The 20,892-nt window shown below is 62.3% G+C and carries 19 protein-coding genes; 10 read left to right on the plus strand and 9 right to left on the minus strand.

Going from position 1 to position 20,892, the window contains the following annotated elements; all coding sequences use genetic code 11:
• Nucleotides 1–105 precede the first annotated feature (105 nt).
• Together AB4Y85_RS13250 and AB4Y85_RS13255 are read left to right on the plus strand one after the other, a co-directional pair.
• A complete protein-coding gene (locus AB4Y85_RS13250; protein ID WP_441985376.1) occupies nucleotides 106–1,461 on the plus strand; it encodes a nucleotide sugar dehydrogenase in 1,356 nt (451 codons plus the stop codon).
• Between the two features lie 76 nt (nucleotides 1,462–1,537).
• Nucleotides 1,538–2,224: a Crp/Fnr family transcriptional regulator gene (locus AB4Y85_RS13255; RefSeq protein ID WP_441985377.1), complete on the plus strand. Its 687-nt coding sequence runs from the start codon at nucleotides 1,538–1,540 to the stop codon at nucleotides 2,222–2,224.
• A 40-nt stretch (nucleotides 2,225–2,264) separates the two neighbouring features.
• Here AB4Y85_RS13255 and AB4Y85_RS13260 read toward each other — a convergent pair whose 3' ends face one another.
• Complete coding sequence (locus tag AB4Y85_RS13260; protein WP_441985378.1) at nucleotides 2,265–2,936, minus strand: TetR/AcrR family transcriptional regulator; 672 nt, start codon at nucleotides 2,934–2,936, stop codon at nucleotides 2,265–2,267.
• 141 nt (nucleotides 2,937–3,077) lie between these two features.
• Between AB4Y85_RS13260 and AB4Y85_RS13265 the strand changes: the two genes are divergently transcribed.
• A complete protein-coding gene (locus tag AB4Y85_RS13265; protein ID WP_441985379.1) occupies nucleotides 3,078–4,289 on the plus strand; it encodes an HlyD family secretion protein in 1,212 nt (403 codons plus the stop codon).
• Nucleotides 4,290–4,295: 6 nt separating this feature from the next.
• The gene (locus tag AB4Y85_RS13270; protein WP_441985380.1) at nucleotides 4,296–5,894 is read left to right on the plus strand and encodes a DHA2 family efflux MFS transporter permease subunit; all 1,599 of its coding nucleotides are present in this window, start codon (nucleotides 4,296–4,298) and stop codon (nucleotides 5,892–5,894) included.
• Nucleotides 5,895–6,157: 263 nt separating this feature from the next.
• Here AB4Y85_RS13270 and AB4Y85_RS13275 read toward each other — a convergent pair whose 3' ends face one another.
• From AB4Y85_RS13275 to AB4Y85_RS13285, 3 genes are all read right to left on the minus strand, one after another.
• The gene (locus AB4Y85_RS13275) at nucleotides 6,158–7,228 is read right to left on the minus strand and encodes an HlyD family secretion protein (RefSeq protein WP_441985381.1); all 1,071 of its coding nucleotides are present in this window, start codon (nucleotides 7,226–7,228) and stop codon (nucleotides 6,158–6,160) included.
• Nucleotides 7,229–7,235: 7 nt separating this feature from the next.
• A complete protein-coding gene (locus tag AB4Y85_RS13280; RefSeq protein WP_441985382.1) occupies nucleotides 7,236–8,804 on the minus strand; it encodes an MFS transporter in 1,569 nt (522 codons plus the stop codon).
• A 142-nt stretch (nucleotides 8,805–8,946) separates the two neighbouring features.
• Nucleotides 8,947–9,381 carry a MarR family winged helix-turn-helix transcriptional regulator gene (locus AB4Y85_RS13285; RefSeq protein WP_441985383.1) on the minus strand — a complete coding sequence of 145 codons (435 nt, stop codon included), beginning with the start codon at nucleotides 9,379–9,381 and terminating at the stop codon, nucleotides 8,947–8,949.
• 192 nt (nucleotides 9,382–9,573) lie between these two features.
• Here AB4Y85_RS13285 and AB4Y85_RS13290 point away from each other — a divergent pair, with 192 nt between their 5' ends.
• The 3 genes from AB4Y85_RS13290 to AB4Y85_RS13300 are packed head-to-tail and all read left to right on the plus strand — an operon-like array spanning nucleotide 9,574 to nucleotide 12,448.
• Nucleotides 9,574–10,743 carry an ABC transporter ATP-binding protein gene (locus tag AB4Y85_RS13290; RefSeq protein WP_441985384.1) on the plus strand — a complete coding sequence of 390 codons (1,170 nt, stop codon included), beginning with the start codon at nucleotides 9,574–9,576 and terminating at the stop codon, nucleotides 10,741–10,743.
• Between the two features lie 2 nt (nucleotides 10,744–10,745).
• The gene (locus tag AB4Y85_RS13295; protein WP_441985385.1) at nucleotides 10,746–11,651 is read left to right on the plus strand and encodes an ABC transporter permease; all 906 of its coding nucleotides are present in this window, start codon (nucleotides 10,746–10,748) and stop codon (nucleotides 11,649–11,651) included.
• Nucleotides 11,648–12,448, plus strand: a complete 801-nt coding sequence (locus AB4Y85_RS13300; RefSeq protein WP_441985386.1) for an ABC transporter permease — start codon at nucleotides 11,648–11,650, stop codon at nucleotides 12,446–12,448. Before AB4Y85_RS13295 ends, AB4Y85_RS13300 begins: the two co-directional genes overlap by 4 nt.
• Here AB4Y85_RS13300 and AB4Y85_RS13305 read toward each other — a convergent pair.
• Nucleotides 12,442–14,250, minus strand: coding sequence for an AsmA family protein (locus tag AB4Y85_RS13305; RefSeq protein ID WP_441985387.1), 1,809 nt, complete (start codon nucleotides 14,248–14,250; stop codon nucleotides 12,442–12,444). The genes AB4Y85_RS13300 and AB4Y85_RS13305 overlap by 7 nt on opposite strands.
• A gap of 200 nt (nucleotides 14,251–14,450) precedes the next feature.
• Between AB4Y85_RS13305 and AB4Y85_RS13310 the strand changes: the two genes are divergently transcribed.
• Nucleotides 14,451–15,161 carry a CoA transferase subunit A gene (locus AB4Y85_RS13310; protein ID WP_441985388.1) on the plus strand — a complete coding sequence of 237 codons (711 nt, stop codon included), beginning with the start codon at nucleotides 14,451–14,453 and terminating at the stop codon, nucleotides 15,159–15,161.
• Nucleotides 15,161–15,835, plus strand: coding sequence for a 3-oxoacid CoA-transferase subunit B (locus AB4Y85_RS13315; RefSeq protein ID WP_441985389.1), 675 nt, complete (start codon nucleotides 15,161–15,163; stop codon nucleotides 15,833–15,835). Before AB4Y85_RS13310 ends, AB4Y85_RS13315 begins: the two co-directional genes overlap by 1 nt.
• Nucleotides 15,836–15,885: 50 nt before the next feature.
• On the opposite strand, the gene AB4Y85_RS13320 is transcribed toward AB4Y85_RS13315, so the two are convergent.
• The 4 genes from AB4Y85_RS13320 to AB4Y85_RS13335 all read right to left on the minus strand — a co-directional run bounded on the left by AB4Y85_RS13320 (nucleotide 15,886) and on the right by AB4Y85_RS13335 (nucleotide 19,885).
• Nucleotides 15,886–17,613, minus strand: coding sequence for an ABC transporter permease (locus AB4Y85_RS13320; protein WP_441985390.1), 1,728 nt, complete (start codon nucleotides 17,611–17,613; stop codon nucleotides 15,886–15,888).
• A gap of 69 nt (nucleotides 17,614–17,682) precedes the next feature.
• Entirely contained in the window at nucleotides 17,683–18,714 is a 1,032-nt protein-coding gene (locus tag AB4Y85_RS13325; protein WP_441985391.1) for a Fe(3+) ABC transporter substrate-binding protein, read from the minus strand.
• Nucleotides 18,715–18,863: 149 nt separating this feature from the next.
• A complete protein-coding gene (locus AB4Y85_RS13330; RefSeq protein WP_441985392.1) occupies nucleotides 18,864–19,523 on the minus strand; it encodes a Crp/Fnr family transcriptional regulator in 660 nt (219 codons plus the stop codon).
• Between the two features lie 119 nt (nucleotides 19,524–19,642).
• Nucleotides 19,643–19,885: a hypothetical protein gene (locus AB4Y85_RS13335; RefSeq protein WP_441985393.1), complete on the minus strand. Its 243-nt coding sequence runs from the start codon at nucleotides 19,883–19,885 to the stop codon at nucleotides 19,643–19,645.
• A 154-nt stretch (nucleotides 19,886–20,039) separates the two neighbouring features.
• Here AB4Y85_RS13335 and AB4Y85_RS13340 point away from each other — a divergent pair, with 154 nt between their 5' ends.
• Nucleotides 20,040–20,828, plus strand: a complete 789-nt coding sequence (locus AB4Y85_RS13340) for a pentapeptide repeat-containing protein (RefSeq protein WP_441985394.1) — start codon at nucleotides 20,040–20,042, stop codon at nucleotides 20,826–20,828.
• The last annotated feature ends 64 nt before the right edge of the window (nucleotides 20,829–20,892 follow it).

Consider the following 20,892-nt stretch of genomic DNA (forward strand, 5'->3'; position numbering starts at 1 on the left):
GTTTTTGGGGCTCGGTGGGTGACGTTGCGGCAAGTTGTGCCGCCAAGCTGCTGACCTACGTAACGACTCCTGATACAGCGGGTAAGAAGCTGAAAGGGCCTTGAGATGCCAGCCGCACAACCGCCGAACGTCTCTGCCGATGTTGCCTCCTTGCTGGAGCGCTTCACGAAACGCCAGGCGACAATCGGCATCATCGGGCTCGGTTATGTGGGTCTGCCGCTGGCGCTCACTGCCGCCAGGGCCGGGTTCACGGTGCTCGGCTTCGACATCAACGCGTCCTATGTCGAGCGTCTGAACCGGGGCGAGAGCTATATCAGGCATATCCCCGAGGCTCCCATCAAAGAGGCGGTTGCGGAAAAGCGGCTCGAGGCCACCACCGACTTCACCCGCCTCGGTGAGCCCGATGCCATCCTTATCTGTGTGCCGACGCCCCTGACGAAGCATCGCGAGCCGGACCTGTCCTATGTGGAGAACACCGCCCGCACCATCGCGGCCACTTTGCGCAAAGGGCAGCTGATCGCGCTCGAATCCACCACCTATCCCGGCACGACGGACGAGGTTCTGAAGCCCATCTTCGAGGCCACGGGGCTGAAGAGCGGGCAGGATTTCTTCCTCGCCTTCTCGCCTGAGCGTGAGGATCCCGGCAATCCGGATTTCGGCACCTCCACCATCCCGAAGGTCGTCGGCGGCGACGGGCCGGATGCGCTTGCGCTGGCCGATGCCCTCTACACTCAGCTCGTGGTGAAGACTGTACCTGTCTCGTCCGCCGCCACGGCGGAGGCCGTAAAGCTGACGGAAAACATCTTCCGCGCGGTGAACATCGCCCTCGTGAACGAGCTTAAGGTGGTCTATGCCGCCATGGGCATCGACGTGTGGGAGGTCATCGACGCCGCCAAGACCAAGCCCTTCGGCTTCATGCCGTTCTATCCGGGGCCGGGCCTGGGCGGGCACTGTATCCCCATCGACCCGTTCTATCTAACCTGGAAAGCGCGCGAATTCGATATCACCACCCGCTTCATCGAGCTGGCCGGGCAGGTGAACACGCACATGCCTTATTACGTGGTCGAGAAGCTCGCCGAAGCGGTGGACAGGAGCGGCAAGGCCTTCAGCGGCTCGCGCATTCTCATGCTGGGCGCTGCCTATAAGAAGAACGTGGACGATATGCGCGAGAGCCCGTCCTTGAAGCTCATCGAGCTGATCGAGGCGCGCGGCGCGAGCGTCGATTACCACGATCCGCACATTCCGGAGCTGCCGCCTACCCGCAAGCACGGGCTTCTGGCCGGAAGGCGCTCGGTGGCCCTGACGGCGGAAACGCTGGCGGCTTACGACGCCGTCCTGATCGCGACCGACCATGACAATGTCGATTACCGTCTCGTGGCGGAGCATGCCCGGCTCGTCGTCGATACTCGGAATAGCTTGGCAAAGGCAGGCCTGAAGAATGACCGCATTGTGAAAGCCTGATAAGGTCGGGCCCCAAGTCCGGATGGACTTGAAATGACATACAGTTATATTCGCCGATCGTGGTCGGGGGAGATACATGGGACGGCTCGCCGGAATACATCTGTTCAGAGGCCTTGAGATCGACCTTCCTCTGTACGAGGCGCGGTCCAATTGGCGCCGCTTCGAGCCGGAGGAGGTTCTGGTCGATTTCGACGAACTCTCCACGGACGTCTATTTCCTTCTGTCGGGCGAGGTACGCGTTCTCATGCGGACGGCCTCGGGCAAGGAGATCATCCTCAACGAGATGCGCCCCGGCGAGGTCTTCGGCGAACTTGCGGCGCTGGATGGCATCAAGCGCTCCGCGAATGTCAGCGCGCTCACGCGGGGCGAGGCCTGCGTGATGCCGGCTCTCGTGTTCAAGGAACTGCTCTTTTCCAACCGGGCCGTCGCCGAGCGCCTGTTCTGCCTCATGGCTTCCCGCCTGCGCGAGCTGAACGCGAAGTTCATGGAGCAGACGGTGCTCGATCTCAGGCACCGGCTCTATTCCGAACTTCTGCGCCTCTCCGTGCCGCGCGGCGACAAGGGCATCGAACGCGTCATCACCCCGCCGCCCTTCCACCACATCGTCGCCGCCCGCATCGGCTGCCGCCGAGAGCAGATCACGCGCGAGTTCACGATGCTCACTCAGGAGGGCCTCATCGAGCGCACCCGTGGCGCCCTGGTGCTGCGCCAGCCGGATGTGCTGAAGGCCCGCGTGGCCGAGGCGCTGCGGACGGATCACTAACCGACCGGCGAGTGCTGCCAAGGCAAAGCCCTGGATCGATTCAGGTTTTGGACCCATACGCCGCGAAGAATACCTTGATGGCGTTCTCCACATTGCGCTCGATCTCATCCTCGGTCGGCAGCTCGCCAACGGAGAAAAGAAGGCGCCGCAGGATTCCGGATTGGCAGAGATCGAGGAAGTGCTGTGCCGCGACGTTCGTGTCGGTGATGGTGAGGCGTCCGGCTTCGTTCTGGCGGTCGAGATAGGCGGCAAGCCGGGCGGTACCCTGGCAGGGGCCTGCTTCGTAGAAGGCCTGGCCCAGGCGCGGGAATTTCTCAGCGACGCCGATCACCATGCGGATCGAGGAAATATGCTCCGGCTTGCTGAAATGGCCGATATAGGTTTGGCCAAGCTTGCTCAGCACATTGCGAACGTCCGGGTCGTCGGCATCGAGCTTGAACAGAACTTCCGCAAGGCCACGCTTCTCCTCTGTGGTGAGCGCTTCGAACAGGCTCTCCTTGCTGTCGAAATAGACATAGAGCGTGCCCTTGGAGACGCCCGCAACCTTGGCGATTTCCCCCATGCTCGCGCCATCGAAGCCCCTTGCCAGGAAGACTTGGCGGGCACCCTCCAGAATCTGGCGGCGCTTGGCGCTTTCTGGGTTCTCTTCCCCTGAGGCTTTCAGGGCGAGAAGCGGTGCAGGCGTGCGAGCGATGTCTTTAAGGTCGCTCATGTGCGTTTTGTTACCTCCGGGCTATTGACCGAACGGTTCGGTCAAATCATATGTAGCTCACTTAGTCATTATAGTTCAATGCCGCAAGGATGGAGCCTAAGCATTCCATTCGGGCGGCTGTGCTGTGGAAAGAAGATCAGCATGGCTTACCGGGAAGAGTTCGAGCAGGGCGCAAAGGGCGTTTCCGGGCCCGTCGTGGATCGGCAGCCTGCTCCGGCGCTGGAAGCTGAAATGGCCACGCAGGAAGCGGGGCAGGGAGATGCAGCGCCCAAGGCTGCCCCTGCCAAGGCAAAGTCTCGCAAGAAGCCGGTGATCCTGGCGGTTGTCGCCGCTGCCTTGGCTTTCGGCGGCTACGAGGGCTTCCAGTGGTGGAAGGATGGGCGCTTCATGGTCTCGACCGAAGACGCCTATGTCCAGGCCGAAATCACGATTCTGTCCGCGAAGATTTCAGGCTACGTGTCCTCCGTTGCCATAACCAACAACCAGAACGTCAAGGCCGGGGATCTGATCGCACGGATCGACGACGGCGATTATCGCTTTGCCCTGCAATCGGCCAACGACAAGCTCGCGACGCAGCAGAGCACCATCGCGCGCATTGGCCGTCAGATCGAGGCGGCGCGCGCTTCGGTTGCCCAGGCTCAGGCGCAGATCGCTGCCGCTCAGGCCGATGCCGAGCGCGCCGGGGGCGATTTTGCCCGCCAGCAGCAGCTTGCCCGTTCGGACTACACCAGCAAGGCCTCCTTCGAGACGGCCAAGGCCGAGCGTGATCGTGCCGAGGCCAATGTGAAGAGCGCGCAAGCCGCGCTCGCGGCTTCTGAGGCGAATGTCCAGGTGCTTGCGGCTCAGCAGGTCGAAGCGCAGCGCGGCGCCGCCGAGTTGCAGACGGCGGTCGACAAGGCGGCGCGCGATCTTTCCTTCACGGAGATCCGCGCACCGGTGGATGGCGTGATCGGCAACAAGGCCGTCGAGGTCGGCACTTTCGTGCAACCTGGCGCGCGTCTGGCGGCTCTCGTGCCGCTTGGCAACGTGCATGTGGATGCGAATTTCAAGGAAACGCAGATCGCGTCGCTCAAGGTCGGCCAGAAGGTGAAGATAGAGGTCGATGCTTTCCCGGATGCCGATATCGTCGGCACGGTGCAGAGCGTTTCGCCCGCCTCCGGCGCGGTGTTCAGCCTGCTGCCGCCCGAGAATGCCACCGGCAACTTCACCAAGATCGTGCAGCGCGTGCCCGTGCGGGTCTCCGTCAATCCGGAAGTCGTGCAGCAGGGCATCCTGCGTCCCGGCCTCTCCGTGGTCGTGGATGTCGATACGCGCACATCCGCCGACACCAAGACGGCAGATCTCAAAGAGTAAGGAACCATGGCCGCTTCCGCCGCCATCTCAGGCAGCCCAAAGGCTGGCATGCCGGCCGCAAAGCCTGCGCAGGTCAGCCGGCGCAGGACCTTTGCGTTCTTCTGCATGGTCTTCGGCATGTTCATGGCGATTCTGGACATCCAGATCGTCTCTGCCTCGCTTGCCGAAATCCAGGCCGGCCTCTCCGCCTCCTCGGAGGAGATCTCCTGGGTACAGACGAGCTACCTGATCGCGGAAGTGATCATGATCCCGTTGTCGGGAACGCTCTCGCGCGTGCTCTCCACTCGCTGGATGTTCGTCATTGCGTCGGGCGGCTTCACGTTCATGAGCCTCATGTGCGCGACGGCCACCAACATCGACCAGATGATCGTCTACCGCGCGCTGCAGGGCTTTATCGGCGGCGGCATGATCCCGACGGTGTTCGCCTCGGCCTTCACCGTCTTTCCGCCCGAGAAGCGGCCCGTGATCTCGCCGCTCATCGGCCTCGTAGCGACGCTGGCACCCACCATCGGCCCGACGCTCGGCGGCTACCTGACCGATCTCATGTCCTGGCACTGGCTGTTCCTCGTGAACATCGTGCCCGGCATCTTCGTGACGGTTTCAACTTATCTGCTGGTCGATTTCGACGAGCCGAATTTCGAGTTGTTCAAGTCTTTCGATTGGGCGGGGCTCGGCTTCATGGCAGCCTTCCTCGGCAGCCTCGAATATGTGCTTGAGGAAGGCCCGCTGAACGACTGGTTCCAGGATGGCATGGTGCTGTTTCTGACCGTCGTCTGCGTTGTCGGAGGGGTCAGCTTCTTCTATCGCGCTTTCACGGCCAAGCATCCTATCGTGGACCTGCGCGCTTTCGCCGACCGCAACTTCCTCGCGGGCTCGTCCTTCAGCTTCGTCATGGGCATCGGCCTCTATGGCCTGACCTATCTCTACCCGCTCTATCTCGGGCATGTGAGAGGGTATTCGTCGCTGCAGATCGGCGAGACCATGTTCGTCTCGGGCGCCTGCATGTTCCTCATGGCTCCCGTCGCGGGCATTCTATCCCGCAAGCTCGACCCGCGCGTGATGATGGGGATCGGCTTTGCCGCCTTCGCCGCCGGTACATGGATGATGAGCGGCATGACGAAGGATTGGGATTTCTGGGAGCTTTTCGTGCCTCAGATCCTCCGCGGCGTCGGCCTGATGATCTGCATGGTGCCGATCAACAACATCGCCTTGGGCACCTTGCCGCCGGAGCGGATCAAGAACGCGTCGGGGCTCTACAACCTTACCCGCAACCTCGGCGGTGCGGTCGGGTTGGCGCTCATCAACACCATCGTCAACAATCGCATGGACCTGCATCTCCAGCGCCTGCGCGAGCATGTGACATGGGGCAGTTCGACTGCGGTCGAGACGTTGAATGCCATGACGATGAATTTCCAGTCGCTCGGCAGCGACGCGTCCCAGGCGGCGCTCAGGACGTTGTCCAACATGGTGCGGCGGGAGGCTCTGGTCATGTCATATGCGGATGTGTTCCTGCTGCTGACCGTACTATTCGTTGGATTGATCTTCGCTCTGCCATTCATCAAGAAGCCGCGCGCGGCTCCTGCCGGCGGTGGCGGCGGGCATTGATTTCTCCAAACCTCCAAGCAATTTCAGCCCGGCCATTGGCCGGGCTTTTTTATGGTTTGCTGGGCTTAGTTACGGTTTCATACGTGTCTTCAAAATCTAGTCGGTAAAAAATTATGGCACATGTTTCCCTCCCCCTTGTGGGGAGGGCCAGGGTGGGGGTGGCGGCGCCGGACCCAAACAGGTTATCGCCAACATCCCCACCTCCAACTCCTCCCCACAAGGGGGGAGAAGGGCTGGGCGCCGCTCTATGAAGCCTCTTAGCCTCACCGTTTCGCGACCGCATCCTCGCTGCTGGGTTGGACCTTCGTATCGACGCTCACGACGACCGACATGCCCGGCGCAAGGCGATCCGTAAGCTCCTGCTGCGGGTCGATCTGGATACGCACGGGAATGCGCTGCGCGACTTTGGTGAAATTGCCCGTCGCATTGTCCGTGCGGATCACGCTGAACTCCGATCCGGCGGCGGGCGAGAAACGCTCGATGTGCCCGCGAAGCTGCGCGCCATGAAGAGCATCGACCGTGAACGTCACCGGCTGGCCGACCTGCATGTGAGGCAGTTGGGTCTCCTTGAAGTTCGCAACTACCCAGATCCGGTCCGGCACCAGGGTGAGAAGCTGGGTACCCGCCGCAACATATTGCCCGAGGCGGGCACCGACCTCGCCGAGCTGGCCGTCCTCCGGCGCGGTAATCCGCGTGTTCTGAAGATCGATCTCGGCGAGGCGCACGGCGGCTTGAGCCCCTTGAACGGCGGCTTCCAGGGACTGGCGGCTGACCAGCGTCGATGCGAGCTCCTGGCGCGAAACTTCCACCGCGGCGTCAGCCTGATGCAGCGCGGCTGTCGCCTGATCGTACGCGGCGCGGGCCTGATCGGCTTGGCTTTGCGTGCTCACGCCACGCTCCAGAAGCGGCTCGATACGCTTCCAGCTCGCCTCGGCTGCGGTGAGAGCGGCCTGCGCGCTTTCCACCTGGGCCTGGCTCGATGCGATGCCCGCTTCAGCCGTACGCTGCCTCTGCTCGGAATTCGCTAAAGCAGCCTGCTGGCCGGCGAGCGTAGCCTTTGCCTGCTGCAGTCTCTGCTCGTAGATTCGATCGTCGATCTTCACAAGAAGCTGCCCGGCTTTCACATGCTGGAAATCCTGCACATCGACCTGCGCTACGTATCCGGCGAGCTGCGGTGCGAGAGTCGTGACCTGTCCGCGCACATAGGCATTGTCGGTCGTCTGCACCGAACTCGTGAACGGCGGCAGCTGCCACGCATAGAGCACGAGGACCACGCCGGCGATGCCGAGAAGGGCTGCGAGGATGGTAGCGGATGATCTGAGAAATTTTAACATGACGATACTAGCTGGAAACCAATTGCGGTTCGGGTGAGAGATGCCTGCCGATGGCGCGGATCGTGAGATGCAGGATCATCGCGGCCAGCGTGCAGGCAGCCAGAAATGCGATGGCGATGAAGACATCGTTGTAGGCGAGAACCGTGGCTTCGCGGGTCGCCTGCTGGCCGAGCAGCACCACGCCTTCGGCCTTGAGGAGGCCCGTGTCGGTGATGACACGGCCATAGGTCGCGGACAGCTGTGCAAGCCGCTGCGTCACGCCCGGATCGATGAATGTCAGGTGCTCGATCAGCGACTGGAAATGGAAGCGTGTCCGCCATGTGATGAACGTGCCGACGATTGCCGATCCGATGACACCGCCGAGGCTTTGCGTCGTCAGGAAGATGACGATGAAATTCAGGATGAAGGCCGGGCCTCGCTTGAGGGCAAGGGTTAAGCCTGCCGTCATGGCTGGCGGCAGGAACAGCACACCTGCCATGGCGATCAGCCCCTGACTCACATACATCTGCTCGGGCCGTGTCAGGCTCGTCGCGTTGCTGTCCATGTATGCGCCGATCATGAGAAGGGCGAGGGCCGCCATCTGAATGATCGGGTCACGGCCCGGCTTGTAGGTGAGCAGGTAGGTAAGCCCGCCGCAAATGCACGCCCCGACGACCACGAGCGACAGGGTCGCCATCTGATCGTTCTGCAAGCCGATGGCCTGGAAGAAGCCGAAGGCGCCGGCGGTCTGCTCCGACATAAGCAGGCGGAAGATGAACAGGGTGCCCGCGAGGTGCAGGATTTCCTTGCTGGTCAGCCAGCGGATATCGAGAAACGGCGCTTCACGATTCAGCTCGATCACGACCGCAACGGTGAGCGATGCGACGCCGATGGCGAGCATCACGCCAAGCCATGGGGCCTCGAACCACCAATAAGCTCGTCCTAAGCTGAACACGATGGCCATGAGGCCGAAGCCGACCGCGATGAAGAGATAGCTGACCACATCGAGCCAATGGATCACCTTGGCGCGCGGCGGCGGGACGAGGGGGAGCAGATACACGGCGGCGAAAGCCATCATGGCAAGGGCGATCTCGAAGAGATACAGGCCGTGCCAGTCGCCGAGCGTCAGAAGATCCGGCGAGATCAGGCGCGCGAGGGGCGCACCGAGGGCGATGTTCATCAGGACGAGAGGCTGCGCGACGGCGAGTTTCTTGGCCGGGGGCAGAGGCTCGAGCATGTAGAGGAAGGCAAGCGTCGAGATGGGAGCCGCCGCAATGCCGCTGAAGAAGCGCACCACAAGGGCCGATTGAAGATCCTGCACGAAGATATGCAGCAGCATCACGAGCACGAAGAGCAGAATGCTCAGCTCCGCGAAGTGCCGCAGGCCGAATTGCGTCCGAACCTTCACGAGGATCAGCGACAGGCTGACATTGGGCGCCATATAGGCGGCCACCAGCCATGCTGCCTCATTGGCGGTTGCGCTGAGCGGGCCCTGAATCTGGGTGATGTTCGCCGCGACGAGGTTCATGCCCAGACCTTGCGTCAGGGACAGGAGCAGCGAGGCTAGCATGTAGAGGGACGCTCGCGGCCAGGGCATGGGGGGAGGCATGGCAGTAGTCGCCGCAGAGGGGGTGGGCGGCGCCTGCTGCTCCAGGCTCGCCGGTTGCCCTGAAGGGGTCTCTTCCTCAGAGCTTCGGGCGCCGGGAGGGTTCTGGTTCGAGGTTGTCATGAAAGGCGCGTCACGCTTGAGGAGCGGCCTCGATGTTGCGGGCCATGGCATGGAAAACGCGGATGGCGGTCTTTAGATCATCCTCGCTCACATCCTTCATCACATCGTTCCGAAAAGCCTTCACGATGCCATCGACGTGAGACGCCTGCTCCTGGCCGGCAGGGGTGAGGGCGATCTGCTTCGCTCGCCTGTCGCCATCGACGGGACGGCGCTCGATGAGAGCCTGCTTTTCAAGCCCGTCGAGGAGGGGAACGAGCGTCGGACCCTCGATCTCCAGGGCATCGGCCAGTTCCGTCTGGGTCATCCGGTCGGCCTTGGCGAGCAGCATCAGCGCGCGAGCCCTCGCCAGGGTCAGGCCCTCGGCCCGCACACGGGCATCGAAGAGCGTGCGCATCTTGCGGCTCAGCTTGAACAATTCCTCGGAGAAGATGGCTTTCGTGGTCATGGTCGCGTTTGATTAGAGGGCATATTGATAGGGTGCTAATGATATGGGCGCTCTATAGCCCTTGGGCAAGACGGATGCAAGAAGAGAGGCCTTGTCGGAGGCGGTGGACGCTACTTTTAAACTGTTGTTCTTAAAGCCTGAACATCATAGCTTGCGCGGCAGGTTTTCTCGCTTGGGTAAAGTTCAAAAATCTTGCCTCCTCCTTCCCGTCAGTCAGCCTCCGTCGGCGCCGTACGGCGCACCTTTGCTCCCTGGTCCGATCCCGGCGCCAAGCCGTTGATCCGGGTTGAGAACATCACCAAGCGGTTCGGCGATGCGATGGCGGTCGATCATCTGTCGCTGGATATCTTCCAGGGCGAGTTCTTCTGCCTGCTCGGCCCCTCCGGCTGCGGCAAGACGACCCTCATGCGCATGCTCGCCGGTTTCGAAAGCCCGAGCGAGGGCTCTATCACTCTGGCAGGCCAGAGCCTCGCCGGCGTGCCGCCCTACCGCCGCCCGGTGAACATGATGTTCCAGTCCTATGCGCTCTTTCCGCATATGAGTGTCGAGAAGAACATTGCCTTCGGACTGAAGCAGGATGGTCTCCCTAAGGCCGAGATCGCGGATCGCGTCGGCGAGATGCTGCGCCTCGTCCAATTGGAAAAGCTCGCGAAGCGTTATCCGACCCAGCTCTCCGGTGGCCAGCGGCAACGCGTGGCGCTGGCGCGCGCTCTGGCGAAGCGGCCGAAGGTGCTGCTGCTCGACGAGCCGCTTGGCGCCCTCGACAAGAAGCTGCGCGAAGAAACCCAGTTCCAGCTCATGGATATCCAGCACGAACTGGGCATGACCTTCGTGGTCGTCACCCACGACCAGGAAGAGGCGATGACCATGGCCGACCGCATTGCGGTCATGAACCATGGCCGGATCGTGCAGGTCGCCGACCCCGGCGAGATCTACGAGCAGCCCAAGACCCGCTTCATCGCGGAATTCGTCGGCGACGTGAACATTCTCGACGGCCATGTGATGGGCCAGGAGAATGGCCTCTGGCGCGTGGCGACACCATCCGCCGAGGCTCCGCTCACCATCGACGATCCGGACGAGGTGCTGAACACCGGTCAGGCCGTCGCCATTGCCGTGCGTCCGGAGAAGATGGCGATCCAGCGCGAGAAGCCGGGGCCTGAGGCCGTGAACGTGCTCACGGGAGAGGTCTGGGATATCGGCTATCTCGGCGATTGGACCGTCTATCGGGTCAAGCTCGCCACCGGCGAGATTTTGCGCGTGACGCGGGCCAACGTGTCCCGCTTCGTTGAAAGCCCCATCGATTGGGACGAGCAGGTCTACATCACTTTCGCGCCGGGTGCGGCAGTGATCCTGGCGGAATAGCCATGCAGAAACGCTCGATCGTAAAGAGGCTGACCGATAATCTCGTTCCTGCCGTGCCATTCCTGTGGCTCGGCGTGTTCTTCCTCGTGCCGTTTTTGATCGTTCTCAAGATCAGCCTGTCCGATCCTGCGGTCGCGCAGCCGCCCTACAGGCCGCTCTTCGAATGGAGCGATATCGCGGGCTTCTTCGCCGGCCTCGATCTGGAGAATTTCAGCCTGCTGACCGAGGACGACCTGTATTTGAGGGCAACCTTGTCTTCGGTGCGGATCGCCGGGCTTTCGACGCTCTTGCTGCTGCTCGTCGGCTTCCCCATTGCCTATGCCATGGCCCGCGCTCCGGAGAGGCACCGCTCGCTGCTGGTGGCGCTCATCATCCTGCCGTTCTGGACGAGCTTCCTCATCCGCATCTACGCCTGGATCGCGATCCTCAAGCCCGAGGGCCTGCTGAACCAGGCGCTCATGGGGATCGGGCTGATCTCCACGCCGCTCGACATCCTCAACACGGAAACGGCAGTCTATATCGGCATCGTCTATGCCTATCTGCCCTTCATGGTGCTGCCGCTCTACGCGACGCTGGAGAAGATGGACGACACGCTGCTCGAAGCCGCGCTCGATCTCGGCTCGCCGCCGTGGCGCTCCTTCTGGACGATCACCGTGCCTCTCGCCATGCCGGGCATCATCGCAGGCTCGCTCCTGTGCTTCATTCCGGCGGTGGGAGAGTTCGTGATCCCCGATCTTTTGGGCGGGTCCGAGACGCTCATGATCGGCCGCCAACTGTGGAGCGAGTTCTTCTCGAACCGCGATTGGCCGCTCGCTTCCGCTGTCGCCATTCTCCTGCTGCTTATTCTCGTCGTCCCCATCGTGGTCTATCGCGATGTGGAGGCTAGGCGCGTGGAGACGCGGCCATGAGGCGTCTTTCCCTCTTCAACGTCACGTCGCTGGTATTGGGCTTTGTGTTCCTCTACCTGCCGATCCTGCTGCTGGTGGTCTACTCGTTCAACGCGTCTCGCCTCGTCACCGTGTGGGGTGGGTTCTCGACACAATGGTACGGCGCGCTCTTCCGCAACCAGGCGCTCATGGAGGCGGCGTGGGTCACCTTACGCATCGCGCTTCTCTCGGCGAGCATCGCAACGGTCCTCGGCACGCTCGCGGCGCTTGCACTCACGCGCTACGGACGCTTTTTCGGACGGGCGCTTTTCACCGGCATGGTCTATGCGCCGATGGTCATGCCTGAGGTCATCACCGGCCTGTCGCTGCTGCTGTTTTTCGTCGCCATCGACCTGGATCGCGGCTTCTGGACGATCACGCTCGCCCATACCACGCTCACCATGTGCTTCGTGACCGTGGTGGTGCAGGCGCGTCTCATGACCTTCGACCGCTCGCTCGAAGAAGCGGCGATGGATCTCGGCGCGCCGCCGCTGCGCACGTTCTTCGCGGTGACGCTGCCGCTGATCGCGCCGTCCATCGTGGCGGGCTTCCTGCTCGCCTTCACGCTCTCGCTGGATGACTTGGTGGTGGCGAGCTTCAACACGGGGCCGGGCGCGACGACTCTGCCGATTAAGATCTACAGCCAGGTACGCTTAGGCTTGTCGCCGGAGATCAATGCGGCCTCGACCATCCTGATCGGCCTCGTGACGCTCGGCGTGATCTCGGCGACGCTTATCAGCAAGCGCTCCTTGATCCGCTCGCGCCGTAACGCTCACTGAGCGACGGCCTGCGGACCCTGGACGTCTGCGGGAACACGGGCAGGAAAGAGGGGCTTTGCGGCGCCGGAGCGCTCGATCAGGGAGCGGGCATTTGGCATGACAGAGATGTTGTCCCAGCCGCCGCCGATATCGAAACCGATCCTGATGGGCGCATCCTGGGGCGCGCCGACGGCGGAGACATCCGCCTTCAGGTCAAGGGTGCGATCGACCATCAACACCTGACCTCGCATTCGCAGGATGAGGTCGGCGGAGGTGAGGGTGGCATCCGAGACTTGGCCCACGCCGTCCTTGATTGCGATTTGCGCCTGCGCTTCCCCAAACGGCGTGCGGCCGCTCTTCCAGTTGAGGGAGGCGAGAAGGGGATGCTTCTCGACACGCTGCAGGGCGTCGTCCAGGGACAGGCCGATCAACTCTCCATTCGTAACTGTGATCGAGCTGTTGCCCTGAGCCATGCGCACGACTTCGACAGGGTTGGGTCCCTTACCCTCGAACGCGAACTGGCCCTTGGCTCGGCCGGTAATCCAGCGCGGTTGGCCGATGCTGCCCAGGAAGGGCGCGATGTCCACCCCCGCGAAGGTTCCCTGGCTGCGGAATTCCGTCTGGCCGTCGATGGTTGCAAGCGACAGCCGCCCTTTAAGCGTGCCGTCGAGGAACCCGGCACGGCCGATGGAGGCTTCGATTTCGCCCGGACGGACGAGAACATTCGCCGCCATATCGTCCAGGTGCAGCCGTCCCAGGCGCGCTTCGGCGGCTGACAGGCGCAGATCGAGGTCGCTGCCGGTGACTTGTGACAAGTCCACCACATCTGCGCTCCAGGCGCCGTCCGCACCCTTGACCTGAGAGAAAGGTGCAAACAGATCGGAGAGGTTCAGGTCGTCGGCGGCCAAGGTGCCGGTGATGAGCGGGCGGGCCGCATCGAAGCGGACTGCCAGCGCGCCTTCAAGTTTGTCGCGACCCATTGTAACCGCAACGGACGGCCAGGACAGCCGGCGCCGATCCATGGAAAAGTCGCCACTGATGGAAAAGGCATGCACGAGGGAGCCGAAGGGCAGCCCCATGCCGCTCCAGCGGGTGAAATTACTAAGCGAGCGGGCCTGGATCACGCTCTCGCCGGTCATGCGCGGATTGGGCCCGAGCTGAGCTTCGCCCTTCAGGCGGATCCGGCCCGAAGCGGTCGAGGCGTCCAGCGCAACCGGGCTGAGCTGTCCTGCTGCGAGCAGGGTCGGATAAGCGGAGACTCCGTCCACTTGGATTCGCTCGCCGCGCCAGTCCGCCGCGCCGGAGACGGTCATGGGCTCATCGGCTGCGACCCATCGGATGACGAGGTCGAGATTGTCCAGATCGGCATCCTTCAGGTCGGTCCATTGAAACGAGGACCGGCTGAGGATCAGGCGGCGGGCATAGGTGGCGTTGGCACGGTTCCCGGCCAGCTCCGTCCATTTGACGGCCCGGAGCGCCTGATAGGATGCGTTGACGCGGGTTTCCCTCAGCTCGAAATCCGACAGCTCGACCCGGCCCAGGAGCAGCGGAAAGAGCCGCAGCTCACCTTTCAGGGTTCCTCCCGTGGCGGTCAGCGCCTTGTCGGGGAAGTGGAGTGTCACATCCTCGAACTTTACCTGGGGGATGGGCAGAACGGCGAAGGTGCTGCGTCCGGCGACCGTCAGGTCGAGCCCGTAGCGGGTCTTCATATGCTCAGTGAGAGACGACGAGAGGCCGTTCTCCCTGAGGGTCCAGGGAGCTGCGGCCATTCCGAGAACGGCGACGACGATCAATGCGATAAAGACGACGATGCGGCGAGGCATGAGTTGTGTTGTGATACCTTGTCCTCCGCCTCGCAAGAGACACCAGGCGAACGGCCTGTGGGCGGCGGAACCCTTATTTATCAATTGTTCCCATATATCCATAGGAAGGGATTGTCTAAAATGAGGCCAGGTTGCAGGGTGCGGCTCTATTGCATGGCACACCCTTTCAAGGGCAGGCCCATGCCTAGGAGGAATCGTTGATGGATAAGGTTTACAGCGACGCGCGGGCGGCGCTCGCGGGTGCGATGAAGGACGGCATGACGATCATGGCCGGAGGATTCGGCCTGTGCGGCATCCCGGAGACTTTGATCGAGGCCATTCGTGATTCGGGGGCCAAGGGCCTCACCTTCATTTCCAACAATGCAGGCGTCGACGGCGTGGGCCTGGGCCGCCTGTTGGAGACCCGCCAGATCAAGAAGATGATCTCGTCCTATGTCGGCGAGAACAAGCTGTTTGCCCAGCAATACCTCTCGGGCGAGCTCGAACTCGAATTCAACCCGCAAGGCACGCTGGCCGAGCGCATCCGCGCCGGCGGCGCGGGCATCCCGGCCTTCTATACCAAGACCGGCGTGGGCACACTCATTGCCGAGGGCAAGGAAGTGCGCGAGTTCAACGGCGAGCAATACGTCATGGAGGCGGGCCTGTTCGCGGACATCTCCATCGTCCATGCCTGGAAGGGCGATACGGAAGGCAATCTCGTCTACCGCAAGACCGCGCGTAACTTTAACCCGATGATGGCCACCGCCTCGCGCCTGACCATCGCCGAGGTCGAGCATCTGGTGCCGGAAGGTTCGATCGACCCGGACTGCATCCACACGGCGGGCATCTTCGTGAAGCGCATGGTGCACGTGCCCAACCCGGTCAAGCACATCGAACAACGCACGACCCGCAAGCGCGAGGAGACAGTCTGATGCCCTGGACCCGTGAACAGATGGCCGCCCGCGCGGCCAAGGAGCTGCGCGACGGCTACTACGTCAATCTCGGCATCGGCATTCCCACGCTCGTGTCGAACTACATCCCCAAAGGCATGCGGGTGCAGCTGCAATCCGAGAACGGCATGCTGGGCATGGGCCCGTTCCCGTTCGAAGGCGAGGAAGATGCGGACCTGATCAATGCCGGCAAGCAGACGATCACCGAGCTGCCGACCACGAGCTATTTCTCCTCCGCCGATTCCTTCGGCATGATCCGCGGCGGTCACATCGACCTGTCGATCCTTGGCGCGATGCAGGTGGCCGAGAACGGCGATCTGGCGAACTGGATGATCCCGGGCAAGATGGTGAAGGGTATGGGCGGCGCCATGGACCTCGTTGCCGGCGTCAAGCGCGTGGTCGTGGTCATGGAGCATGTGGCCAAGGCCAAGGACGGCTCGGAAGACCCGAAGCTGCTCAATGCCTGCTCGCTGCCGCTGACAGGCGCGGGCGTGGTGGATCTGGTCATCACGGATCTGGGTGTGTTCGCCATCGACAAGAAGGGCGGCACGGGCATGACCCTGATCGAGCTGGCGGATGGCGTGACGATTGAGGAGATCAAGGCCAAGACGCAGGCCGCGTTCAAGGTAGCGCTCGACGGCAAGCAGGCTGCTTGAGATTCAGACGATAGGATTGACGGAAAGCGGCCCATGTGGCCGCTTTCCTTTTATGACCCAGAGCCGTCCTGAACCTTCGGACGGGCCTCGGCGCTGCGAACGAGCTGGATCACGGGCAGAAGGCCGATCAGGACGATGACGAGGGCGGCGAGCGAACCATCTTCGAAGCGTCCGCGCGCCGCATAATTGTAGACCTGTGTCGCCAGCGTTTCCGTGTTGAGGGGACGCAGCAGCAGGGTCGCCGGCAATTCCTTGATGCAATCGACGAAGATCAGCAGCGCTGCGCTCGCCAGCGCAGGCCGCATGAGCGGAATCTGAATGCGCCAGACCATTTCGTGGCGTGAGGCCCCGAGCGTGCGGGCCGCATCCTCGAGGCTCGGCGAAACGCGGTCGAGACCCGCGGAGAGAGAGCCCGTTCCAATCGTCAGGAAGCGGATGACATAGGCGATGACGATACCGCCCGCCGTGCCCATGAGCAGCAGTCCGAGCCGCTCTCCCGTGAGATTGCGCCAGAGCGTGCCGATCAGGCCATCGATCCGCACCAGCGGCGTCATGAGGCCTAGGGCGAGCACCGTTCCGGGAATTGTGTAGCCAAGGCCTGCGAGGAACAGCGTGCCTCGCGTGAGCGAGGACTTGGCGATGCGCGCCGTCGAGACGAGGAGGGTGGCAATCGCGAGGATAATGACGGTCGCTGTGACGGAGAGCGTGATCGTCGTCATGAAATGCGAAAGGAACTCGCCGTTGAGCTGATCCGAAAAACCGAAGCGCAGGAGTTCGCGCAGCAGGAAGGCGAGGGGCAATCCGAAGCCGAGAATGACCGGGATGGTGCAGAGAACGCTCGCCAGCCATGCGCGCCCGCCGAAAAGCGGTACCGGATTCGTCACACGCGGACGCTTGGCGGAATTGGCGTAGCGCCTGTCCTTGCGGCCATGACGTTCGATGAGGATCAGCCCCACCACGAGAGCGAGCATGACGCAGGCGATCTGCGCCGCGCCCGCGAGCGAACCGCGGTTGAGCCAAGTGTTGAAGACCGAGACGGTGAGCGTGCGCACGCCGAGATATTCGCTCGCTCCGATATCGTTCAGCGCTTCCAGCAGTGCCAGCGAAAGGCCGACGGCCAGGGCGGGGCGGGCGAGCGGCAGCGCGATCACGCGGAAGAGCTTGATGCGGCTCGATCCGAGTACCCGCGCGACCTCGATCATGCTCGCGCTCTGCGTCAGGAACATCGCCCGCGCGGCGATATACGCATAGGGATAGAGCACGGCGGACATCACAAGGATGCAGCCGTAGAGCGAACGGATTTCCGGAAACCAGTAATCGCTGCGGGACGTCCAGCCTACGAGATCGCGCAAGGCCATCTGCACGAGGCCGGCGGAATCGAAGACCTCAACGTAAATATAGGCGGTGATATAGGTCGGTACTGCGAGCGGCAGCGGCAGAAGCCAGACGAGAATGTCGCGTCCCGGAAAGCGATGGGCCGTCACGAGCCATGCGGAGGTGATCCCCATGGACCCGGCGACGATGGCGATGCCGGCGAGCAGCGCAAGCGTGTTGACGATGCTTGCGGGCAGGACGTTCTCGATCAGATGCGGCCAGATCTCCGCATCGATCTCGGACGCGATGCCGAGCAGGGAGATGACAGGCATGAGCACGACAAGTCCCACCGCTGCCACGGCGGCGGAGAGCCACCATGGAATGCGTTTGATGCCGCGCCGCCGGGTGGCGCTTAGGAGGGCCTGTGTCTCTGCTGCGATCGTCAATGGAAACGGCGCCACCATGACCGGCAGCGCCTCCTTGTTATGAAAGAGGCAGCGCCAGGCGCTGCCTCCGGGTTTGCCGTTTCAGGCTTACTGATCGAAGCCCACCTTGTCGACCAGCTCGCTGGCCTTCTTGCGGTACTTGGCGATCTCGGCGATGGCGATGTTGTCCGGCTTCAACTCGCCGAAGGAGGCGATGGTCGGGTGAATCTTGATGCCGGCCTTGAGCGGATATTCGGAGTTGATGTTCGCGTGGATGTCCTGGCCCGCATCCGAGACCATGAACTCCATGAACTTCTCGGCAGCGGCCTTGTTTGGCGCGTACTTGGCGAGGGCGATGCCTGAGATGTTCACATGCGTGCCGCCGCCTTCGAAGGTCGGAAGGATCACGTTGATCGCCTCGCCCCACTTCTTCTGCTCCTCGTCCTTGCCGTTACGCATGAGCGAGACGTAGTAAGTATTGCCGATGGCGATGTCGCAGACGCCGGCCAGGATGTCCTTGGCCTGCTCGCGGTCGCCGCCGGAGGGCTTCTTGGCGAGGTTGGCCTTCAGGCCCTTCAGCCATTCCTCGGCCTTCGCTTCGCCCTTGTGAGCGATCATGGCGGCGATCAGGCTGATATTGTAGAGGTGCTGGCCCGAGCGGATGCAGACCTTGCCCTTCCACTTGGGATCAGCCAGCTCTTCGTAGGTCATCGAGGTCTGCTTGACGCGGTCCTTCGAGGCGTAGACCACGCGGGCACGGGTCGAGACGCCGAACCAATGACCCTCGGGATCGTGATAGGTGGCAGGCACCGCCTTGTCGATGGCGTCCAGCTTCACGGGCTGGGTGATTCCGTAATCCTTCGCCTGCTGCAGGCGGCCGATATCGACGGTCAGGATGATGTCGGCGGGGCTGTTCGCGCCTTCCGTGCGGATGCGCTCCTCAAGGCCGTTACTCAGGAATACGGTGTTGACCTTGATGCCGGTTTCCTTGGTGAACTCGTCCAGCAGCGGCTTGATCAGGCCCGGCTCGCGGTAGGTGTAGATGTTCAGCGTCTCCTGGGCGGATGCGCCCGACGCGACCAGGGTCCCCATCGCTACGGCGCCAAGCATCAAGCCGCGCGCGAAAGTCGTCTTCACCATTGTATATGCTCCTCCAGCAAAGGTCCGTGACACTTTGACCGCGTCCAAACTCAAGCGCAAGAAGCATCCAAGGCTCGTGGCGTCAACTAAAATCGAAGCGATTTCAATAACTTAGAACTGTTTTAATCTGCGTGTAATTTGGAAAAGGTCTAAGCTGAGACGGCCTGCCGGGCGGATGTCGCTGCGGTTTGCTCCTTCAACGTCTCGATCTCATTTTCGAGCTTGCGCATGTTGTTGAACAGCCGCTCGCTGGTAAGCCGCAGGAAGTAGAAGCCGAATTCCGGGTTCTGGAAGTAGAGCTGGCGGAGCTCGTCATAGGAGATGCTGAGCACTTCGCCCCCCTCCAGGCACTCGAGAGTCTGGGTACGCTTGTTCTCCGGCGACATGAAGCCCATCTCGCCGACGACCTGGCCCTGAAGCAGCTCGATGTTCAGCTCCCGCAGGCGGTAGCGCCCGGAGAGGGTGTAGAACATGCAGTTGGCTACATCGCCACGTCCGAACAGAATGTCCCCCGTCTTCACCGCGCGGCGCGTCATGAAGGGCTTGAGCCAGTCCATGGACAGATCGCTGTTCGATGCGTTCTTCACCTTCTTGATAAGGCGCAGCATCTGATAGAGGCGGTAGGCATTGAGAGGCAGCAGGATCAGGTTGACCGTCATGCTGGGGTAGAGCCCCATAATCGACGCATAGGTCAGCGACACGCCATTGGTGGCGATCCCGACGCAGCGCAGCGGAATGATCGTCTTCATCGCGCTGCCAGTGATGGCCATGGCTGCTCCCAGCCAGCCGAGTGCTTCCACCCAGGTCATGGAGAATCTGTTCCCGTTATTTATGCCGTATGGGCATATATCACTAAGCCGTGTGAATGGGACAGACATAACTCTGAAACAGATTGTCCCAGTGTATCAGGCTCGCAGGGCTGCTGATTCTACCGGGTTGCAGAGGGGCGCGGCGGGACGAGGCGATCGGGCACGCTGAGCCCGCGGCGCTGCTGGACGGCAGTGCCTGTGGTGTTCGCGCCGCTCGGGCGCGACGGGGCGCTCCTCTCGATGGATGGCGGAGGCGGAACGTCCGTTCGCGGCAGGACGCCCTCGGCAGAAGGAGACGTTGAGCACCCGCCGAGAGCAAGGGCGGCGAGAGCGAGGGCAGGGACGATCACCTGGATGCGCATGGTCTAACTCCGCAATTCTGCCGGAGAAGCTAGGCCTTAAGGTGCAGAAGTCGAGTCTCTGAAATTCGTGAAAAATAAGGGCGCAGGCCTCCCCACCTGCGGATAAGTGCCTACCTGATAGGGAAGAGTTCATTACAGGATCGAGAGGAGCTTCATGGCTTTGCGTCGCGTGCTGAGAGTTCCGCAATCAGGGTCCGGAGCGATCCGTATGATCGGAGGTGTGGCCCTGTTCCTGTCGTTTCTGACGGGCGCTGCGCAGGCGAAATGCCAGGACGGTCCGCAGCCCAATGTGGATTGGTCCGGCTGCTCCAAGGCCCGCCTGATGCTCACCGACGATGATCTCACCGGCGCTCAGTTCCAGCGCTCCCTGCTGACCTTGAGCGATTTCGCCTCATCGAAAATGGCAGGGGCCAACTTAAGCGAGACGGAGGTCAGCCGCACCCGCTTCGAGAAGGCTGACCTGTCCAAGGCGGACTTCACCAAGGCCTTGGGCTGGAGGGCTAATTTCGCGCAGGCCATCCTGGTCGAGGCCAATTTCGGCGCGGCCGACATGAGCCGTTCCAACTTCGCTCAGGTAAAGGCAGCCAAAGCGGATTTCTCCAAGGCGGAGCTCAACCGGTCCGACTTCAGCGGAGCCGATTTGGAGGGCGCGAACCTGTCCAAGGCCGAGCTTGCACGGGTCATCTTCCAGCAGGCCAAGCTGAAGGGCGTGGATTTCAGCTACTCCAACCTCGCCCGCGCCAACCTGGAAGGAGCCATCCTCCAGGGCGTCAACGTGACCGGTTCCTACCTTTACCTGACGCAGCTCGGCGGAGCCGATCTCAGCGGGGTCACCGGCCTCACCCAGGCCCAGATAGACATCGCCTGCGGCACAGCCCAGACGAAACTGCCCGAAGGCCTCAATGCGCCGAGTGGCTGGCCCTGCAAGGAGGGCGTGGACTGAGCAGGCTCAAAGCCCATGCAACCAAGGCATGAGCTTAACCGTTGGATTCCTTGAGATTCCTTAG

This window comes from Microvirga sp. 2YAF29 (assembly GCF_052114605.1).
Classification (GTDB): Bacteria; Pseudomonadota; Alphaproteobacteria; order Rhizobiales; family Beijerinckiaceae; genus Microvirga.